Genomic DNA, 16,909 nt, shown 5'->3' with positions numbered 1-16,909 from the left:
GCAAGGGAAAATCAAAAAGCTGATAGGTTTGGCGAGATGCCCTCGATTCCCTATCAGCTTCACCTATATCTCGATCTTTAGTTTACCATACGCCGCGCTTCAAGCAGCTGATAGGCCCTTACTTTTCTAGGTAGGAAGCGACGAATCTCATCTTCATTGTACCCTACCTGCAGCCTTTTTTCATCTAGGATGATCGGTCTTCTCAAAAGTCCTGGATGTTCTTGAATCAATTCATACAATCTTTGCAACGGCAGACTTTCCACATCGACATTCAACTTTTGAAAAATTTTCGAACGTGTTGAGATGATCTCGTCTGTTCCGTCTTCCGTCATACGAAGGATTTGTTTAATCTCATCTATATTCAAAGGTTCCGAAAAGATGTTACGCTCTGAATATGGAATCTCATGTTCCTCCAACCATGCTTTCGCTTTTCTGCATGATGTGCAACTTGGTGAAGTAAATAATGTAACTCCCATTCGCTGACACTTCCTTTCAGTCGGCTTGCTATATTGGATAAATCACTTTTATATTAGAATCATTTTAAAGTACTTTCCATACTACCCATTATACACGTATTCATATTGAATGAATACACTTTTAGAAAAAAATTTGAAACACCTTTTGAGTATGTCACATTTCCGCAATATTAGTGGGGTTTGCAACTCCTTTATGTATATGAAATGACCGCTACTTCTGTTATACCCAGTGCTCTAAATTGTTAAACATCATTTTGTCAAATTATCTCCTTTCTCATTTAGGCTGATAAAAGTGAAAAATAGATGTTCATATTTATAGTACGATTATGGACGAGGTAAAGTTTCATTAAACCATAAATATTGAAATATTATTTGTGATTTTCGATGGCAACGATACTATCAAGATGGAACGTATTAGTATTCCACTATTGAGAACTGCAAGGGAACGGGCTGTCCGATGAAAAGAGGCCCAACCTGTTTAGTTTAAACGGGTTGGGCCTCTATGATGGAAGTTTTCCTATTCACTTGTCGCAGCTATCTCATGGTGTATAATCGACATTTTCCGTATACGTATTGCCTGCATTCCATAATAAAAATTCATGGATGCCGTTATCTTGCAGCGCTTTGATTTGCGCCTCTACTTCCTTCTTGCCGTACTTCAAATAATTACCGCTTCCGAGCCAAGAGGCTGTGAAATCCTGCAGCCATGGGCGGGAAACCGGAGGGGTCTCCAGCTCTCCCAGCTTCTTATTTTCGACTTTCGCATAGGCATCGACCAGCTCATACGGCTCCAAGTCCGGTTTTGCGATGCCGAAATAGGAAGTCCAGTGGCTCGGATAAATCATGGAAGAAATGACATCCACATTCTCCGAGATTTTCGAGAAGTTCTGTCCAATGCCAGGCGCCTCAGGCAATGTCGCCGAGTAGCCAAAAATATCGACAGAAACATCCACGCCATAAGGCTCCAATTGTTTTTTCGCATACGCAACGAAATCTGTAACTGCTTCAACTCTCCGCTGCACCGGGTCGAGCTCCGAGTTATCATAGTCTCCTAAAGAGTACTTTAATACATCATGCCGCTTTTCAAATCCTTCTGGAAAACGGACATAGTCAAACTGGATCTCCTGGAATCCCATCTTGGCGGCTTCAATGGCAATTTCCACATTGTAATCCCATACTTCTTTCATAAATGGATTCACAAAGGAATCACCTCGCCTGTTTTCCCAGACAGCGTCACCGTCCATAAACGACAGCTCTGGCTGTTTGGCAGCAAGAACAGTATCTTTAAAAACGACAACCCGTGCAATCGGGTAAATCTTTTTCTCTTCCAGAGTTTTCAGCATTGCTTGGGGGTCTTTAATATAAGGCTTGCCAATGTCTAATTGCTTCAGCGGAGAATCCTCTGCTGGTATATACGTCAGATTACCCAGATCATCTTTAATGTCGATGACCATGGCATTCAATTCTGTTTGTTCAATTAAGCTGGTGAGACGTTCAAAACGGGCCCCGCCTGCCGAATGCCCCGTCACATAAATGCCTCGGACGGCATCCGGATACTCAAACGTCAATCCGGATTGATATGTAAATAAAGGTGATTGCAACACTAAAGCTTCATCAATCGTGTCAAATCCATATGTACGTGTCGTCAAATCCGTGGATTTTTCATCCTCGGCATACGCGCTTGCGGGGAACCCCATGGCGGCCGTCAGCAAGAGGGCACATCCCCATTTCATCAATTTCATCGGCTCTCATCCTTCCTATCTTCATATCTTAGCAAACTGACTAGTAGAACGGTATCAAAAACTGTATATTCCCGAAAATCCATGTCGAAAAACCCCTGTTGGTCTGGTTTGTACGATTCCCCTGTTGCATTTCACAAAAGGTCGTATTATAATCATTGGAAATGAAGCGCACTAGCGCAGAAAATGAAAAGCGATGACGGAGAGAGTACTCATGTATTGGTCTTTTAGAGAGTCTGTGGATGGTGAAAACAGACGGCCGGCCTTGAGGAAGTGGACTCCCGAGCTTATTTTGTGAAAAGGTTGCTTGTTTAACCTCGTAGCAAAGTACGTCTCACCACGTTACGGTGCTGGAGAGGCCTTCGGGCAATTCGGGTGGTACCACGGTTGATCACACATCAGTCGTCCCTTTTTTAGGGATGGCTGATGTTTTTTTATTTTCAAGGAGGAGAAGAAGATGACTACCATTTTTTCAGGCGTACAACCGACCGGAACGGTCACATTAGGGAACTATATCGGGGCCTTCAGACAATTTGTCGAGCTTCAACATACGAACGACTGTCTGTTTTGCATCGTCGATCAGCACGCCATCACCATTCAGCAGGAGCCGGATGAGCTGGCCAAAACAATCCGTTCCCTTGCCGCAATCTATATCGCGAGTGGAATCGATCCGAAGAAAGCGACTCTGTTTATCCAATCGGAGGTGCCCGCTCACGCACAGGCCGGCTGGATGATGCAGTGCATTTCCTATATCGGAGAATTGGAACGTATGACACAGTTCAAAGACAAATCTGCCGGTAAAGAAGGTGTTTCTTCTGGTTTATTGACATACCCGCCATTGATGGCAGCTGATATCCTGCTGTATAACACGGATATCGTGCCAGTCGGCGATGACCAGAAGCAGCATGTCGAGTTGACACGAGATCTGGCCGAACGATTCAATAGCCGCTATGGTGAAGTTCTCACAATCCCAGACTTACGCACACCGAAAAACGGTGCACGCATCAAGTCCCTGCAAGATCCATTGAAAAAAATGAGCAAATCCGACCCGAATAAAAAAGGTACGATTTCCATTTTGGACACACCAAAAGACATCGAAAAGAAAATCAAGAGTGCAGTGACCGACTCGGACGGCATCGTAAAATTTGATGTCGAAAACAAACCAGGCGTTTCCAACTTGCTCGTCATTGAATCTTCCTTAAGCGGCACGTCGATTCAAGACTTGGAGACAAAATACGAAGGTGCTGGATATGGCGCATTCAAAGCCGGAGTGGCGGAAGCCGTCATTCAGCATTTAGCACCGATTCAGGAAAGATACGAGGAGCTTCTCGCCTCTCCATTACTCGACCAATATTTGGATGAAGGCGCCGAAAAAGCGAACGCCATCGCAACAGCCACCCTCAATAAGATGGAGGCGGCGATGGGGCTCGGACGTAAACGGTCAAAATTAAAATAATCGTTGCTACGATGAATATGAGAAAGTCCGTAGTTGATATGATAAAAAGCATGACTTGTTTCCATCCGTGGCCCAATGTGACATAGTTCAAATAAAAGATCATATTTGTCACTGTGATGACTATGAGTCCATAACTGATAAGAAAGAAGAAGATACGTGTCACTGATCATCGCCCTTTAACGTTTCTTCTATACTATGTACAAGAAACCCCCTTTTAGACGAAGGGGGCTCTTTTGTTTGCCTTAGTTGTGAACGGCACGGAACGGTGAGATAGTAAATATAGTTGGAGTTGATCGGCTTCCAGGAAGATTAGGGCAGCTTCTAGTAGAAGGTCGACGTGGTGTGTGAACAGGGATTGGAATATACGAGCGGTAGGGTACATATTCGAGTGGTTATCATGGAGATACGAGAGGTTAGCGGTACGATACGAGCGGTCATGAAGATATACGAGCTCTTCCTGAAATATACGAGCGGTCCTAGGGATATACGAGAGGTTACACAAATTATACGAGCGGTTGGCGGAATACATACACTATGACTTTCACGAACAATCTCTCCTTATGAGTGCTCCGCCAGGAATAAAAAAAGAGCTGCTATGCAACTCCATGTTTCTAGAGAAAGACCCGGTTAGTAGTTGGAAGCTGATCAAAATGCGTCGACAACGGTAGATATTAGAACTACTGAAATACCTACAGCGAAGACAACCCACAACACATTTCGTGTTTTCTGATATTCGCGGAATCCCATTATTAAAAGCATTACACTCAATAGTAAAAAGACCACAGGCAGCAAGCTATAATTTTCCGTAATTCTACAATAGAGACCCAATGAAATCACAAGTAACGCAAAGAACATTTGAAACCACATCAACATATCATACTTTTTTTCGTTCATTTCATACCACCCTCTACTAACCTATCATCTTTAAAAGTCATTTTCCAGTTAAGTCCAGGGGAATTCAAGTGACTTTTTCAAGTACGCTTCTTTCTCTTGCTTTTCTTGATTCGAATTATGGCTTTGGAGCCTGCTTCTTCAGCCACTCTCTCGCAGTCCTTACTTTCCCCCTTACAATAAACAACAAAAAACCGGCGATCCAAATCGCCGGCAGTTCATCTTATATCTTTTTGAAGACGAGTGATGCATTGTGTCCGCCGAAGCCGAGCGAGTTGCTCATGGCATATTCGACGTCAACTTTGCGGGCTTCATTTACGACGTAGTCCAAATCACATTCTGGATCTGGCGTTTCATAGTTGGTTGTTGGAGGCAAGATGCATTCCTGCAACGCTTTAACTGTGAAGATCGCTTCCAGCCCACCAGCTGCTCCGAGAAGATGGCCAGTCATCGACTTTGTTGAACTGATGGCGAGTTTGTATGCATGCTCGCCAAATACTGTTTTCGCAGCAATTGTTTCAAATAAGTCATTGTACGGCGTGCTTGTGCCGTGCGCGTTAATGTAGCCGACTTGATCTGGACGGATGCCAGCTTCTTCAAGTGCCTGCTTCATCGCGCGGGCTGCGCCTTCCCCTTCTGGTGCCGGGGCTGTAATATGATGGGCGTCTCCCGTCGAGCCATAGCCGACGATTTCCGCGTAGATTTTCGCTCCGCGTTTGACCGCATGCTCGTACTCTTCTAGGATGAGAATGCCCGCTCCTTCACCGATAACGAATCCGTCACGGTTTTTATCAAACGGACGGGAGGCTGTTGCAGGGTCTGGATTCAAGGAAAGTGCTGTGTTCGCACAGAATCCTGCAACTGCCATCGTTGTGATCGGTGCTTCTGTACCACCAGTGATCATTACGTCAGCATCTCCACGCTTAATAACTTCAAACGCATCTCCAATGGAGTTTGTTCCGGATGCACATGCCGTCACGGTACATGAGTTGATGCCTCTCGCTCCAAAATGGATAGATACTTGGCCAGATGCCATATCCGGAATCATCATCGGGACGAAGAATGGGCTGACCCGGCGATATCCTTTTTCCTGAAACGTCTTGAATTGCTGTTCATGTGTTTCCATACCACCGATGCCGGAACCGATCCAAACGCCTGCACGCGGTGCCAATTCTTCATCTATTTCCAACTCGGCATCTTTCATTGCCATGATGGATGCTGCCAATGCATAATGCGTAAAACGGTCCATTTTACGGGCGTCTTTACGAGGGATATATTCCTCGATATCGAAATCTTTAACTTCTGCTGCCACTTTTACCGGGAACTGTTCGCTATCCAGCCTTGTCAAAGGACCGATGCCGGATTTGCCGTTTATTACTGCTTCCCAAGAAGCTTCCGCTGTATTTCCGACCGGCGATATTGCGCCGACTCCTGTCACTACTACACGTCTCGTTTCCATCGTTCCAACTCCTCTTTTCAGTTACATAACTCTCATTCCTACCAACAGTATAACGGAGAGTCCGTTTATTTACCCCATTTTATACAAAGAGCGCCCCACGTCAAGCCGCCGCCAAATCCAACCAGTACGATAATATCGTCGTCCTTCACTCTGCCTTCCGCCAAATCATCATATAGCGAAATCGGAATGGAGGCCGCAGATGTATTTCCGTATTTATGCACACTCTTCGACATCTTTTCAACCGGCAAGCCTAAGCGCTCACGGGATGCTTCCATAATACGGATATTCGCTTGATGCGGAATCAAATAATCAACATCTTCTTTTTCCAAGCCAGCTTTCTCGATAACACTGACAGCCGATTCGCCCATTTGACGGACCGCAAATTTAAACACTTCCCGGCCGTTCATGACAATGTATTGTTCTTGATAAAGATGATTGCCGCCTCTTCCGTCCGCACCCAGCTCGTATGAGAGGATTCCGCGTCCTTCCGAGACTTCACTGATGACCGCAGCGCCAGCTCCGTCACCAAACAGCACAGCCGTATTCCGGTCTTCCCAATCTGTAATCTTCGACAGCTTTTCAACTCCAACTACGAGGACATGCTTATACGTTCCCGCTTCCACAAAATGTTTTGCCGTCACGACACCATACATGAAACCTGCGCACGCAGCCGACAAATCCATTGCTGCGGCATTTACACAGCCAAGACGATCCTGGATCATCGTGGCTACGGAAGGAAACGGGCGGTCTGGCGTAACAGTCGCCACTAAAATCAACCCGATATCTTCCGGCTTCAGGCCAGCGTTCTGAATTGCTTCTTCCGCAGCAGCGAAAGCCATGTCAGATGTGTCCATATCATCTGAAGCAATCCGTCTTTCTTCAATTCCAGTCCGTGTCCGGATCCATTCATCCGTTGTATCCATTCGTTTTTCCAAGTCCGCATTCGTAACTACTTGCGAAGGGACACATTTACCGATTCCAATTAACCCTGCACCCATCTTTGCATACCCCGTTCCTTGTCATCTATTATTAGTACCTGGTATCAATTATAAATTATGAGCTCTCATTTTTCAATATGCTGACACATTTCATTCATGAATCGCCTTCCAGCCGACAAAGTTGTTTCCCCTTTTAATTGCCTATGGTATGATGGACAATGATATTGGTACGCAGAGGTGAATTTTGATGAAATATATTATGACTTTTGTATGGTCTTTTCTTCTCGTCACGATGTTGAACTATGTAACTGGTTCGATTGCCGACATCCAAGGCTTTGATTTCATGGGCGGCGTCATCGTATCAGTTGTTCTAAGTATCGTAGTGATCGCCATTTCGGCAATTATTCCGGACGAGCCGGTTGCAGATCATTCATGACACAAAAGAGCCACCCAGGTGAGATTGCCTGGATGGCTCTTTTTTTATTCCTTATCAATCTTAATTTTTCCATCTACCATCGAAAGATGAAGCTTTTCTCCCTCTCGCAAGTCCCCTTTAATGACTTCCTTCGCAACAAGCGTCTCCACATGCCGCTGGATGAACCGCTTCAATGGACGTGCGCCAAAGTCCGCATCCGTCCCTTCCTTGATAATCCAGTCGATAACCGATTCGTCATAATCAAGCTCCACTTCTTGAGCATGCAGCCGCTTAACGAGATCTTCAAGCAGCTTTTTCGCAATCAATCCAAATGCGTCGCCGGATAACGAATGGAAGATAATAATGTCATCCATCCGGTTTAGCAGTTCCGGCTTGAAGTGGCGGCGCAATTCCGCCATGACCAAATCTTCTGCAGCATGATCCTCTGAATCAAAATGGCCTTCCAGCAAATAAGCCGAACCAATATTAGAGGTCATGATGACGACGGTATTCGTAAAATGAACGAGTCGCCCTTGGCTGTCCGTAATGCGTCCGTCATCCAAAATTTGAAGCAGGATATTCGAAACATCAGGATGCGCCTTCTCGATTTCATCCAGCAAGACGACCGAATATGGATTGCGCCGCACCGCTTCCGTCAATTGGCCACCTTCTTCGTAACCGATATAGCCTGGAGGTGCCCCGACAAGGCGGGAAACGCTATGCTTTTCCATATACTCGGACATGTCGATCCGGATGAAATGGTCTTCAGAATCAAATAATGTCGCAGCGAGCGTCTTCGCGAGCTCCGTCTTACCGACACCGGTCGGTCCGAGGAACAAGAACGAGCCAATTGGTTTGTTCGGATCTTTAATGCCTGCACGGGCCCGCCAAACGGCTTCCGTTACGAGCTGAACCGCATCATCCTGTCCAATCACGCGTTCCTCCAATGTTTCGCGGAGACGAAGAAGCTTCTCCCGTTCGCCTTCCACAAGCTTTGTCACAGGGATTCCTGTCCAGCGAGCGACAATCGCAGCGATTTCATCTTCGGTCACTTCTTCACGGAGCAAACGATTGTCCGCACTTCCCGCAAGCGGCGTCTCCAGTTCCTTCAATTCTTGCTCCAATGCAGGAATTTTACCGTATTGCAGTTCAGCGGCTTTATTTAAATCAAAACGATTTTGCGCGTCTTCCAATTCACGGCGGTAGCGATCCAGCTCTTCCCGTTTTTCCTGGATGTTGCGCAACGTTTCTTTTTCTTTATTCCATTGCTCTCTCATGCCGGCTGACGATTCCTTCAAGTCGGTCAGCTCATCACGCAGCGCTTCCAACCGCGTTTGGCTGATTGCATCCTTTTCCTTCCGGAGTGCCTGCTCTTCAATTTCAAGCTGCATGATGCGCCGTGTCACCGAATCCAGCTCCTGTGGCATGGAGTCGATTTCCGTCCGGATCATCGCACTCGCTTCATCCATCAGGTCAATTGCCTTGTCCGGCATGAACCGGTCTGTCAAATAGCGGTCGGATAAAGTCGCCGCTGCTACAAGCGCCCGGTCGTGTATCCGTACGCCGTGATGCAGTTCAAAGCGTTCCTTCAGCCCACGCAAAATGGAAATCGTATCTTCCACAGACGGTTCGCGCACAAGCACTTGCTGGAACCGGCGCTCAAGCGCTGGATCCTTCTCAATATACATCCGGTATTCATCCAGTGTTGTCGCACCGATGCAGTGAAGCTCACCGCGTGCGAGCATCGGCTTCAGCATATTGCCCGCATCCATTGCGCCATCCGTCTTGCCGGCACCGACAATCGTATGGATTTCATCAATGAAGAGAATGATTTCCCCTTCACTATCCTTCACTTGTTTCAAAACGCCTTTCAAGCGTTCCTCAAATTCACCGCGATATTTCGCTCCCGCGATCAGGGCACTCATATCCAGTTCATAAATTTGTCGGTCCTTCAGCCCTTCCGGCACATCCCCTTTAACAATCCGCTGGGCAAGGCCTTCGACAATCGCTGTTTTCCCGACTCCCGGCTCCCCGATCAGAACAGGATTATTTTTCGTTTTTCTCGATAAAATCCGGACTACATTGCGAATTTCTTCGTCCCGACCGATAACAGGATCCATTTTGCCGTTTTTTACTTCATCGACCAGATTGCGGCCGAATTGTTCAAGCGGTGTGCGTTGATCTTCCTGTACGCCATCCATTCTCATTAGCAATCACCTCTAAAGTTTGACTTTGACTATCTTTGATTAATTAAATTATAGGATGAAAGTGATACAAAGTAAAGTATTTTGCACACGGTCTCCATTGTTCTCCTACCCGTAGAGAATGCCATGAAACATGGATGTAGGCTGAACTCAGATAATCAAATTTCGGCTTGCAATCAAAACGCCGTCTTCATCGACATAGACAAAATGACCTGGGGTCCAGTCCACTTCTCCAAACTGTAGCGTGACGTCCCTATCTCCTTTTCCTTCCTTCTTGCTTCGGATCGGATTTGTCCCGATTGCCAATATGCCAACATCAATTTGCGCCAAGTCGGCACTGTCCCGAACGCACCCGTTAACAATAATTCCGGCTAATTTACGGGTTTGTGCAATGCCCCCGAGGCGGTCCCCAAGCAGCGCACAGCGGGCCGAGCCACCTCCATCGACTACGAGCACACTACCTTCAGGGATTGACTCCAGCGCTTGTTCCACCAGCACGTTATCCTCGAGCACCCGCACCGTTTCGATCGGACCGAAAAACGCACTGCGTGCTCCATAGGAACGGAAAGGAACGGTGCAAAGAGTTAATTCATTTCCATGTGCATCATGTAAATCAGCTGTTTTGATCATAATAATCCACTCCTTTTAAGTTATAAAAAAAAGGCTGCATGACCTACACAAGTCATCCAGCCTTCACATGTTGAATATTATCGGACCCCTAGCGCCATTTTCGCATATCGGGACATTTTATCCCTCGACCAAGGCGGGTTCCATACGATATTGACATTGACGTCCTTCACTTCCGGAAGCTCTGCCAATTCCTGTTTAATGTTTGAAACGATTTGCGGCCCTAATGGACAGCCCATGGAAGTCAGCGTCATCGTTACCTCTGCTGTTCCCTCTTCGTCCAGTTTCACGTCATAGACAAGACCTAAATTGACGATATCGACACCCAGCTCCGGATCGATTACGTTTTCCAGGGCTCCGTAGAGGCTCCCTTTCATTTCTTCATCCATTCGAATTCTCCTCTCCGACCAGTAGTATTCCCATCATATCAAAGGTTCGGCTCGTCATTCAAATATCTTGCGAACCAATCGCACGCTTCCAGCATGCCGCTTCTCGAAACAGCGTGTCCCGCGGACTGATCTGTCGTAAACGTAAAACGTTCCGGGGCAGATGCATAATCCGCTTTTGCTGCACGGAAGAACTGATAGGTTGGCTCGTAAGGAACGACTATATCCTTCTTCCCGTGCCAAAAATGAACCGGCCGGCCGTTTAACCGTTCACGCTGCCGAGTGAGATCGAAAAACGCCAGCGTATCAAGCAACGATTTTCGCTCTTGAGAAGTGATCGGCAGCTTAAATCCTCTCCGTTCGAATTCGGACATTTGCGCTTTTGCGAGTTCCACAAACCCTGGCGCTCCCATCATGACCGCAGCCACATCAATCCACTCATATACAGCAAGGCATCCAAGCGTCGTAATACCGCCCATCGACGTACCGCCTACACCGATCCGATCCACACCTCTTGCTAAAAGTTCTTCATGCAGGATTTTCATTTCTTCAATTGAAGTTAACACGATTTCCCAAAATCGCAAGCTCAGTTGAACCTCATCCAGCGGTTCACTGCGCACCCCATGCAAATGGGCTTCCGGCAATAAAACCTGAAAACCTTTTTTCGCCATATTAAAGGCATAGTGAAGATTATGCTCTTTCGCACTTGTAAAACCGTGCAGGAAAATGATCGCAGGCTTCTGCTGCCCTTCGTTTGCTTCTTCTTCAATATGTAATAAGGGAATGCCTCCCCACGCTTCTTCTTTGATTCTCATGCACAGCACCTTCTGACTTTTTATAAAAGCGTACCAAAGTTTTTCTGAAAAAACAAAAGGTAGCCACTTAAGACGGTTACTTTTGACTTGCTCCGGTAACTAAGGGTAGTATGAAGGAAATCATGTCCGAAAGTTTTAGGATTCAAATTGGACAATATGTGAAATACAGTTAGGTAGAAGAATCGTTCATTCGTAGGAGGAGTTGCATTGAAGCCGCATTTGATTGTACTAGATTTAGATGGAACATTATTAACCGATGAAAAAGTCATTTCTGAAAAAACCGCACATACATTGAAACAAGCAAGGGAACAAGGCCATCAAGTGATGATTGCGACCGGCAGACCGTACCGCGCAAGTGAAATTTATTACAAACAGCTAGATTTGATCACACCGATCGTCAATTTTAACGGCGCCTTCGTCCATCACCCGAAGGATGTAAAATGGAAGACGATCCACGAAACCATTTCCTTGCCTGTCGTGCGCGATGTAATCGATGCGATGCAGGATTTTGATATCCATAATATCATCGCGGAAGTGATGGATGATGTGTACTTGGAGAAACATGATGCCAAGCTGCTGGATATTCTCAGTTTCGGAGACCCCGTCATTAAGGAAGGGGATATCCGTAAATCATTGAAGGATGACCCGACAAGTTTGCTTATCCAAGCGGATAGCAAAACAGTCGAGCCGATCCGCAAGCATTTGGCGGAAGTCCATGCAGAAGTCATTGATCACCGAAGATGGGGCGCACCATGGGATGTCGTTGAAATCGTCCGCCATGGTTTGAATAAAGCAGTCGGTATTTCCCATGTTTCGAAATGGCTCGACATTCCTCGTGATCGGATCATTGCATTCGGTGATGAAGATAACGACTTGGAAATGATTGATTACGCAGGAGTCGGAGTCGCCATGGGCAATGGCATTGACCGCCTGAAATCCATCGCGAATGAAGTGACGCTGACGAATAATGAAGATGGAATCGCCGAGTTTTTGAAGGATAGACTGCACTTGGCATAGAACTTAATACAGAGAAAAGAAGTACTAGCGAACGTACTATAGGGAGGAAATCGTATGCGAATTTTTGCTGATAGTGGCTGTGATTTGCCGAAATCTTATTTGGAGGAGAATAATGTCACACTCTTGCCTCTCCGCGTGTTGATTGATGATCAAGAGTATGACGATATTATTGAAATTGATTCAAAAGAAATTTATAACGCCATACGTAGCGGAAAACACCCGAAGACATCCCAGGCATCCCCTGAGCTGTTCCTCAACGCATGGAAGGAACTGGCCGCTTCCGGAGAAGATGGCCTATACATCGCCTTTTCATCTGAGTTGTCCGGAACATATAATACGGGCGTCATGATGAAAGACCAAGTGAAAGAGACCAATCCAAGCATGAATCTTGTCGTCATTGATTCCCGATGCGCATCGCTCGGCTATGGCCTTCTTGTGAAAGAGGCAGTCCGGCTGCGGGACAAAGGTGAAGATGTCCGGACGATCGAGCGAAAAATCCGTTCGATGGCTGCTCATATGGAGCACTTATTTACTGTGGAGGATTTGGACTACCTTGCAAAAGGCGGCCGGGTCTCCAAAGCGAGCGCCTTTATTGGTGGCTTATTAAACATTAAACCGTTGTTGCATGTCGAAAACGGACGGCTGGTGCCGCTTGAAAAACACCGCGGCCGCAAGAAAGTGCTGAAACGGCTTACGGATCTCATGGCAGAACGCGGCGATCATTTATCGAAACAGACCATCGCCATCAGCCACGGGGATGATGAAGAAGCGGCGCTTCAAGTGAAGGCAGCTATTGAAGAACTCTTCCGACCTGTCAAAGTCGAAGTCCACATGATCGGCTCTGCGATCGGTGCCCATGCAGGACCGGGAACAATCGCCGTCTTTTTCTTGAATAAGTTGAATGGATAATAAAAAAGAACGTCCCCGCTTACGGAATGACTCCGTTACGAGGGCGTTCTTTTTTATTTTTGTTTCGCGTCCTGTCTTCGACGTTCTCTTCCCTTTTTAATGACAAGGAACAGGAAGCCAAGGAATAGGACATATACGAGAATAGAGGCGATTAAATAAGGAGTATTGAAGCCTTTATCTTCATCGGCGATATAGATTTCTTCTGTTTCACGGTCCAGCACGACACGGAAAAAGCCGTCGTCCGACTCCCGGATCAAATCGCTGTCGAGTATGCCTCGCAGCTTTTTATCTTTACCGAACGTTTCCGCAGGGATTGCCACATTCGCGGTCTTGTCCGTATTATTGATGGCAATTAACCACGTTTCATCTTCAGAAGAACGAGTGTATACAAGGAACCCATTTTCGTTATGCAAAATCTTAAAATCTCCAGTGCGGAGCGCTTCGGATTGATTGCGCAAGCCGTTCAAATCAGCAATGCGATCTTTCAATTCCATATCCGTCTTAAAGTTCATCAACGGATGGCTTTCAGGCGCTTCCTTCCCGTTCACTGCGATTTCCGTTCCGTATGGCATAATCGGCGTGCCTGGCATCGTGAACAACGCTGTAGCAGCCAACTTCCAGCGGGTCGGCGGGAACATCCGCTTCTCCACGATATCATACGTAAAACGGGATCCGATCAAATCATCGAATTGAACGGGCTCATTATGCGGATCGTTTGAAAACTGTGCCAGAACCGAAGTATCCGGATTCACTTCGATGAACGACTGGCGCAAAGCCTCCGTCCTCTCCGAATTCGGCTTCAAGTCGAACTCCGCATCACTCACTTCATGCGATAGGACATAGGCACCTGGATTCTTCTCTTCCACGGACTTGATGATGTCATTCAAATAATCCGTACTGAATCCTTCCAGCTTCGTCAGACGGATGCCGTCCAATTTGTATGTAGATACAAAATCGATAACTGCTTGTTTCAATTCCTTTTGCACAGCAGGGTCCTGAGCATCCCAACGCACCACGCCTTCCCCGGCTGGCGTCGATTTCAACTTGCCTTCTTTTACCCACACATGATTCTCACTCACTTCCCCTAACGGAAAATCAGCGATCACCTTTAACTTCTTTTTATGGATTTCAGTAACGAGTGCTTGAAGTTCTTCCTCTGTCCCGAAGTGCGGCTCGATTTTCCCGTAATCCAGCACCCGGCTTCCATCGTACGTCTCCATCGAAAAAACAGATCCGATCGACACAATGGTGAATCCCATATCCAAAATATGCTGCAAACGGGTGGCCACGCCTTCAAAATCTCCCCCATTGAACGCATATGGATCGAGCGGGTTGACCCCTTCATCATTCGTTTGACTGGCATCATTATACCGGTCCACTAATAAATCATATATACTTTCATCCGCCATGGACCCCTTCGCCTGCACAGTGGCAGGCAACAGAAGAGCCAAGACCAAGGATGCAATTCCCAGCCTTCCCAACCATTGTTTTACTCTCACAAAAAAGCCTCCTCAACACGAGCTGTCTCTCGCCATTTTACCAAACCGTCCAACCGCCCGCCATCCTTTGAAATGAATATCGAAAATTCCAACTAGAAATGGGGCTAAATTGTGAAAAATGAAGATTATTTTGCGGGATGCTTGTTTGTTTTCTTAAGGAATGATGGTCTGTTGTCAGCGACTGCTCGTATCCTCCTGCGAACCGCTCGTATATCGAAATGAGTGCTCGTATCTTCCTGCGAACCACTCGTATATCGAAATGAGTGCTCGTATCTTCTCGCCAACCGCTCGTATATCTTGATAAGTGCTCGTATCCTCCCACGAACCGCTCGTATAGCGGAAGTGATCGTATCCTCCCGCCAACCGCTCGTATATCGAAATGAGTGATCGTATCTTCCCGCGAACCGCTCGTATATCCCGATAAGCACTCGTATCTTCCCGCGAACCGCTCGTATCTTTCAGCAGACTCTCCTCATCACATCCCCCTCCCCATAAATCAACATAAAAAAACCGGAAATCAAATTGATTTCCGGTTTTCCTAGCACGGTTATCCGTTATTCATCATCAAATTGCGAGTCGCGCCGCCGTCTGTAGGTGATGACGACTGATATGGCGAAGAGGGCCATGAGCAAAAGGATGACAGCGAAGAATAGCATTCCTGATCCGATGGCCATCCTGGTCCCCTCTTTCCCGTTTCATGTTAAGCAGACTTTGATGTTCTTAGAAAAGTTCCCAGCCCATTGGCAATTTGAAGCCCAAGAACATAGTGGCAAATAGGAAGACGAAGAACAGTACCCAGAAGAGTGTAACGCTCTTGCCTTTTTCCGAACGAACTAAGACCATTTCCATCATGCCGATTGTCAGAAGTCCGAGAAGGAACTTAATGCCGTATTGGGCACCCATTCCGTAGTTCATTGATTTCGTGAACAACATGACGCCTGAGAATAAAATAAGCACGTAAAACAATCTTGCAATCATATGGGCAATTTTCTTACCCTTTGTACCATTCGCCAGCACTGCCGCCACTAGGAAGACAATAATGCCGACTACCCACGTGAAAATATGAAAATGGGTTGTGTTTGATAAAAAATCCAAATTAATTCACCTCAACTATAGTCAATCTCCAATTATCCTATCATAGATGGAGCAATTCGTGATAGAAAATGGACTTAGACGAACCGGTTGACGAGAGTTCCGATGCCTTCGATGGAGATTTTCACGACATCACCGCGTTTTAAGAATGCCGGCGGATTCATCCCTTTGCCGACTCCCGCAGGTGTTCCTGTCAGGATGACATCACCCGGCTCGAGCGTGACATACTTGGAGATTTCCGAAATGAGTTCATCGATTTTGAAGATCATGTCGGATGTGTTGCCGTTCTGGCGCACTTCGTCGTTCACTTTTGTCGCGACTGTTAAGTGCTGGGCGTTCGGTATTTCATCTTTCGTCACAATATACGGTCCCATCGGGCATGAGCCATCCAAGCTTTTGCCAAGGAAGAACTGTTTGTGGGCGGTTTGGATATCACGCGCCGTGATATCGTTCGCAATCGTATAGCCGAAGACGTAATCATAAGCGAGCTGCTTTTGAATATTTCGTCCCTTTTTGCCGATCACGATTGCCAATTCACCTTCATAATCTAGCTGGTCTGTCACGTCGTCATGGATTGGCAAGTCTTGTTCGTCCGCCGCAATTGAAGTTGGCGATTTAGTGAAAATCATTAATTTTTCTGGCGGTGCGTCCGTGCCCATTTCTGCCACGTGATCTGCATAGTTTTTCCCTACACATAGTACGTTTTTCGGCGTACGTGGAATTGGAGACAGCCATTCGATTGCTGTAAAGGCATGTTTGAATCGTTCTGGCGATTCATCTTTCCCTGCCTGCTCAACCAGTTTGCGGACCTTTTCGACGAAGTCCAAGCCGAGCGCAATCCCATCGATAATCGTCTTTGGAAAGTCGGTTTCCCCATATGACTCGGCGATTTCCAAGACATCCCAAACTGCTTCTTCCTTCTTCACTTTCGGACCAAACTTAACTTTTCCATCATGTTGGAACGATAACAATTTCATTGTGTATGC

At 46.5% G+C, this 16,909-nt stretch carries 18 protein-coding genes and 1 other annotated feature; of the genes, 5 read left to right on the top strand and 13 right to left on the bottom strand.

Annotation, left to right across the window (positions count from 1 at the left end; translation table 11 throughout):
• Positions 1-77: 77 nt before the first annotated feature.
• Both spxA and L7D49_RS17195 read right to left on the bottom strand, forming a co-directional pair.
• Positions 78-476 (bottom strand): transcriptional regulator SpxA, encoded by a 399-nt coding sequence (gene spxA / locus L7D49_RS17200; protein WP_060206922.1) that lies wholly within the window; start codon positions 474-476, stop codon positions 78-80.
• 539 nt (positions 477-1,015) lie between these two features.
• Complete coding sequence (locus L7D49_RS17195) at positions 1,016-2,218, bottom strand: putative glycoside hydrolase (protein WP_238083150.1); 1,203 nt, start codon at positions 2,216-2,218, stop codon at positions 1,016-1,018.
• A gap of 184 nt (positions 2,219-2,402) precedes the next feature.
• Positions 2,403-2,628, top strand: a binding site (T-box leader).
• A 44-nt stretch (positions 2,629-2,672) separates the two neighbouring features.
• Here L7D49_RS17195 and trpS point away from each other — a divergent pair.
• Positions 2,673-3,671 carry a tryptophan--tRNA ligase gene (gene trpS / locus L7D49_RS17190; protein WP_238083149.1) on the top strand — a complete coding sequence of 333 codons (999 nt, stop codon included), beginning with the start codon at positions 2,673-2,675 and terminating at the stop codon, positions 3,669-3,671.
• Here trpS and L7D49_RS20480 read toward each other — a convergent pair.
• A complete protein-coding gene (locus L7D49_RS20480; protein ID WP_472908864.1) occupies positions 3,616-3,774 on the bottom strand; it encodes a hypothetical protein in 159 nt (52 codons plus the stop codon). The genes trpS and L7D49_RS20480 overlap by 56 nt on opposite strands.
• 234 nt (positions 3,775-4,008) lie before the next feature.
• Here L7D49_RS20480 and L7D49_RS17185 point away from each other — a divergent pair, with 234 nt between their 5' ends.
• A complete protein-coding gene (locus tag L7D49_RS17185) occupies positions 4,009-4,209 on the top strand; it encodes a hypothetical protein (protein ID WP_238083148.1) in 201 nt (66 codons plus the stop codon).
• Positions 4,210-4,785: 576 nt separating this feature from the next.
• Here the strand turns inward: L7D49_RS17185 and fabF are convergent.
• Positions 4,786-6,021: a beta-ketoacyl-ACP synthase II gene (gene fabF, locus L7D49_RS17180; protein WP_238083147.1), complete on the bottom strand. Its 1,236-nt coding sequence runs from the start codon at positions 6,019-6,021 to the stop codon at positions 4,786-4,788.
• Between the two features lie 65 nt (positions 6,022-6,086).
• Positions 6,087-7,019: a beta-ketoacyl-ACP synthase III gene (locus L7D49_RS17175; protein ID WP_238083146.1), complete on the bottom strand. Its 933-nt coding sequence runs from the start codon at positions 7,017-7,019 to the stop codon at positions 6,087-6,089.
• 187 nt (positions 7,020-7,206) lie between these two features.
• On the opposite strand from L7D49_RS17175, the gene L7D49_RS17170 reads away from it, so the two are divergent.
• A complete protein-coding gene (locus L7D49_RS17170) occupies positions 7,207-7,395 on the top strand; it encodes a DUF2929 family protein (protein WP_238083145.1) in 189 nt (62 codons plus the stop codon).
• Between the two features lie 44 nt (positions 7,396-7,439).
• On the opposite strand, the gene L7D49_RS17165 is transcribed toward L7D49_RS17170, so the two are convergent.
• The 4 genes from L7D49_RS17165 to L7D49_RS17150 form a co-directional block, all read right to left on the bottom strand.
• A complete protein-coding gene (locus L7D49_RS17165; protein ID WP_418895899.1) occupies positions 7,440-9,581 on the bottom strand; it encodes an ATP-dependent Clp protease ATP-binding subunit in 2,142 nt (713 codons plus the stop codon).
• 147 nt (positions 9,582-9,728) lie between these two features.
• Positions 9,729-10,208 carry a ribonuclease E activity regulator RraA gene (gene rraA, locus L7D49_RS17160; protein ID WP_269136038.1) on the bottom strand — a complete coding sequence of 160 codons (480 nt, stop codon included), beginning with the start codon at positions 10,206-10,208 and terminating at the stop codon, positions 9,729-9,731.
• 77 nt (positions 10,209-10,285) lie between these two features.
• Entirely contained in the window at positions 10,286-10,594 is a 309-nt protein-coding gene (locus L7D49_RS17155; protein WP_238083144.1) for a metal-sulfur cluster assembly factor, read from the bottom strand.
• Between the two features lie 38 nt (positions 10,595-10,632).
• Positions 10,633-11,406, bottom strand: a complete 774-nt coding sequence (locus L7D49_RS17150; protein ID WP_238083143.1) for a prolyl oligopeptidase family serine peptidase — start codon at positions 11,404-11,406, stop codon at positions 10,633-10,635.
• Positions 11,407-11,613: 207 nt separating this feature from the next.
• On the opposite strand from L7D49_RS17150, the gene L7D49_RS17145 reads away from it, so the two are divergent.
• A complete protein-coding gene (locus L7D49_RS17145; protein WP_238083142.1) occupies positions 11,614-12,423 on the top strand; it encodes a Cof-type HAD-IIB family hydrolase in 810 nt (269 codons plus the stop codon).
• Between the two features lie 54 nt (positions 12,424-12,477).
• Positions 12,478-13,332, top strand: a complete 855-nt coding sequence (locus tag L7D49_RS17140; protein ID WP_238083141.1) for a DegV family protein — start codon at positions 12,478-12,480, stop codon at positions 13,330-13,332.
• Between the two features lie 53 nt (positions 13,333-13,385).
• Here L7D49_RS17140 and L7D49_RS17135 read toward each other — a convergent pair whose 3' ends face one another.
• The 4 genes from L7D49_RS17135 to L7D49_RS17120 all read right to left on the bottom strand — a co-directional run bounded on the left by L7D49_RS17135 (position 13,386) and on the right by L7D49_RS17120 (position 16,900).
• Positions 13,386-14,831, bottom strand: a complete 1,446-nt coding sequence (locus L7D49_RS17135) for an alpha-amylase family glycosyl hydrolase (protein ID WP_238083140.1) — start codon at positions 14,829-14,831, stop codon at positions 13,386-13,388.
• A 125-nt stretch (positions 14,832-14,956) separates the two neighbouring features.
• Entirely contained in the window at positions 14,957-15,259 is a 303-nt protein-coding gene (locus L7D49_RS17130; RefSeq protein ID WP_238083139.1) for a hypothetical protein, read from the bottom strand.
• Positions 15,260-15,551: 292 nt separating this feature from the next.
• A complete protein-coding gene (locus L7D49_RS17125) occupies positions 15,552-15,926 on the bottom strand; it encodes a YisL family protein (protein WP_238083138.1) in 375 nt (124 codons plus the stop codon).
• Between the two features lie 74 nt (positions 15,927-16,000).
• Positions 16,001-16,900: a fumarylacetoacetate hydrolase family protein gene (locus L7D49_RS17120; RefSeq protein WP_238083137.1), complete on the bottom strand. Its 900-nt coding sequence runs from the start codon at positions 16,898-16,900 to the stop codon at positions 16,001-16,003.
• Positions 16,901-16,909 lie beyond the last annotated feature (9 nt).

Source organism: Sporosarcina cyprini, assembly GCF_022048975.1.
GTDB classification, from domain to species: Bacteria; Bacillota; Bacilli; order Bacillales_A; family Planococcaceae; genus Sporosarcina; species Sporosarcina cyprini.
This window is presented reverse-complemented; position numbering and strand designations above follow the sequence as displayed.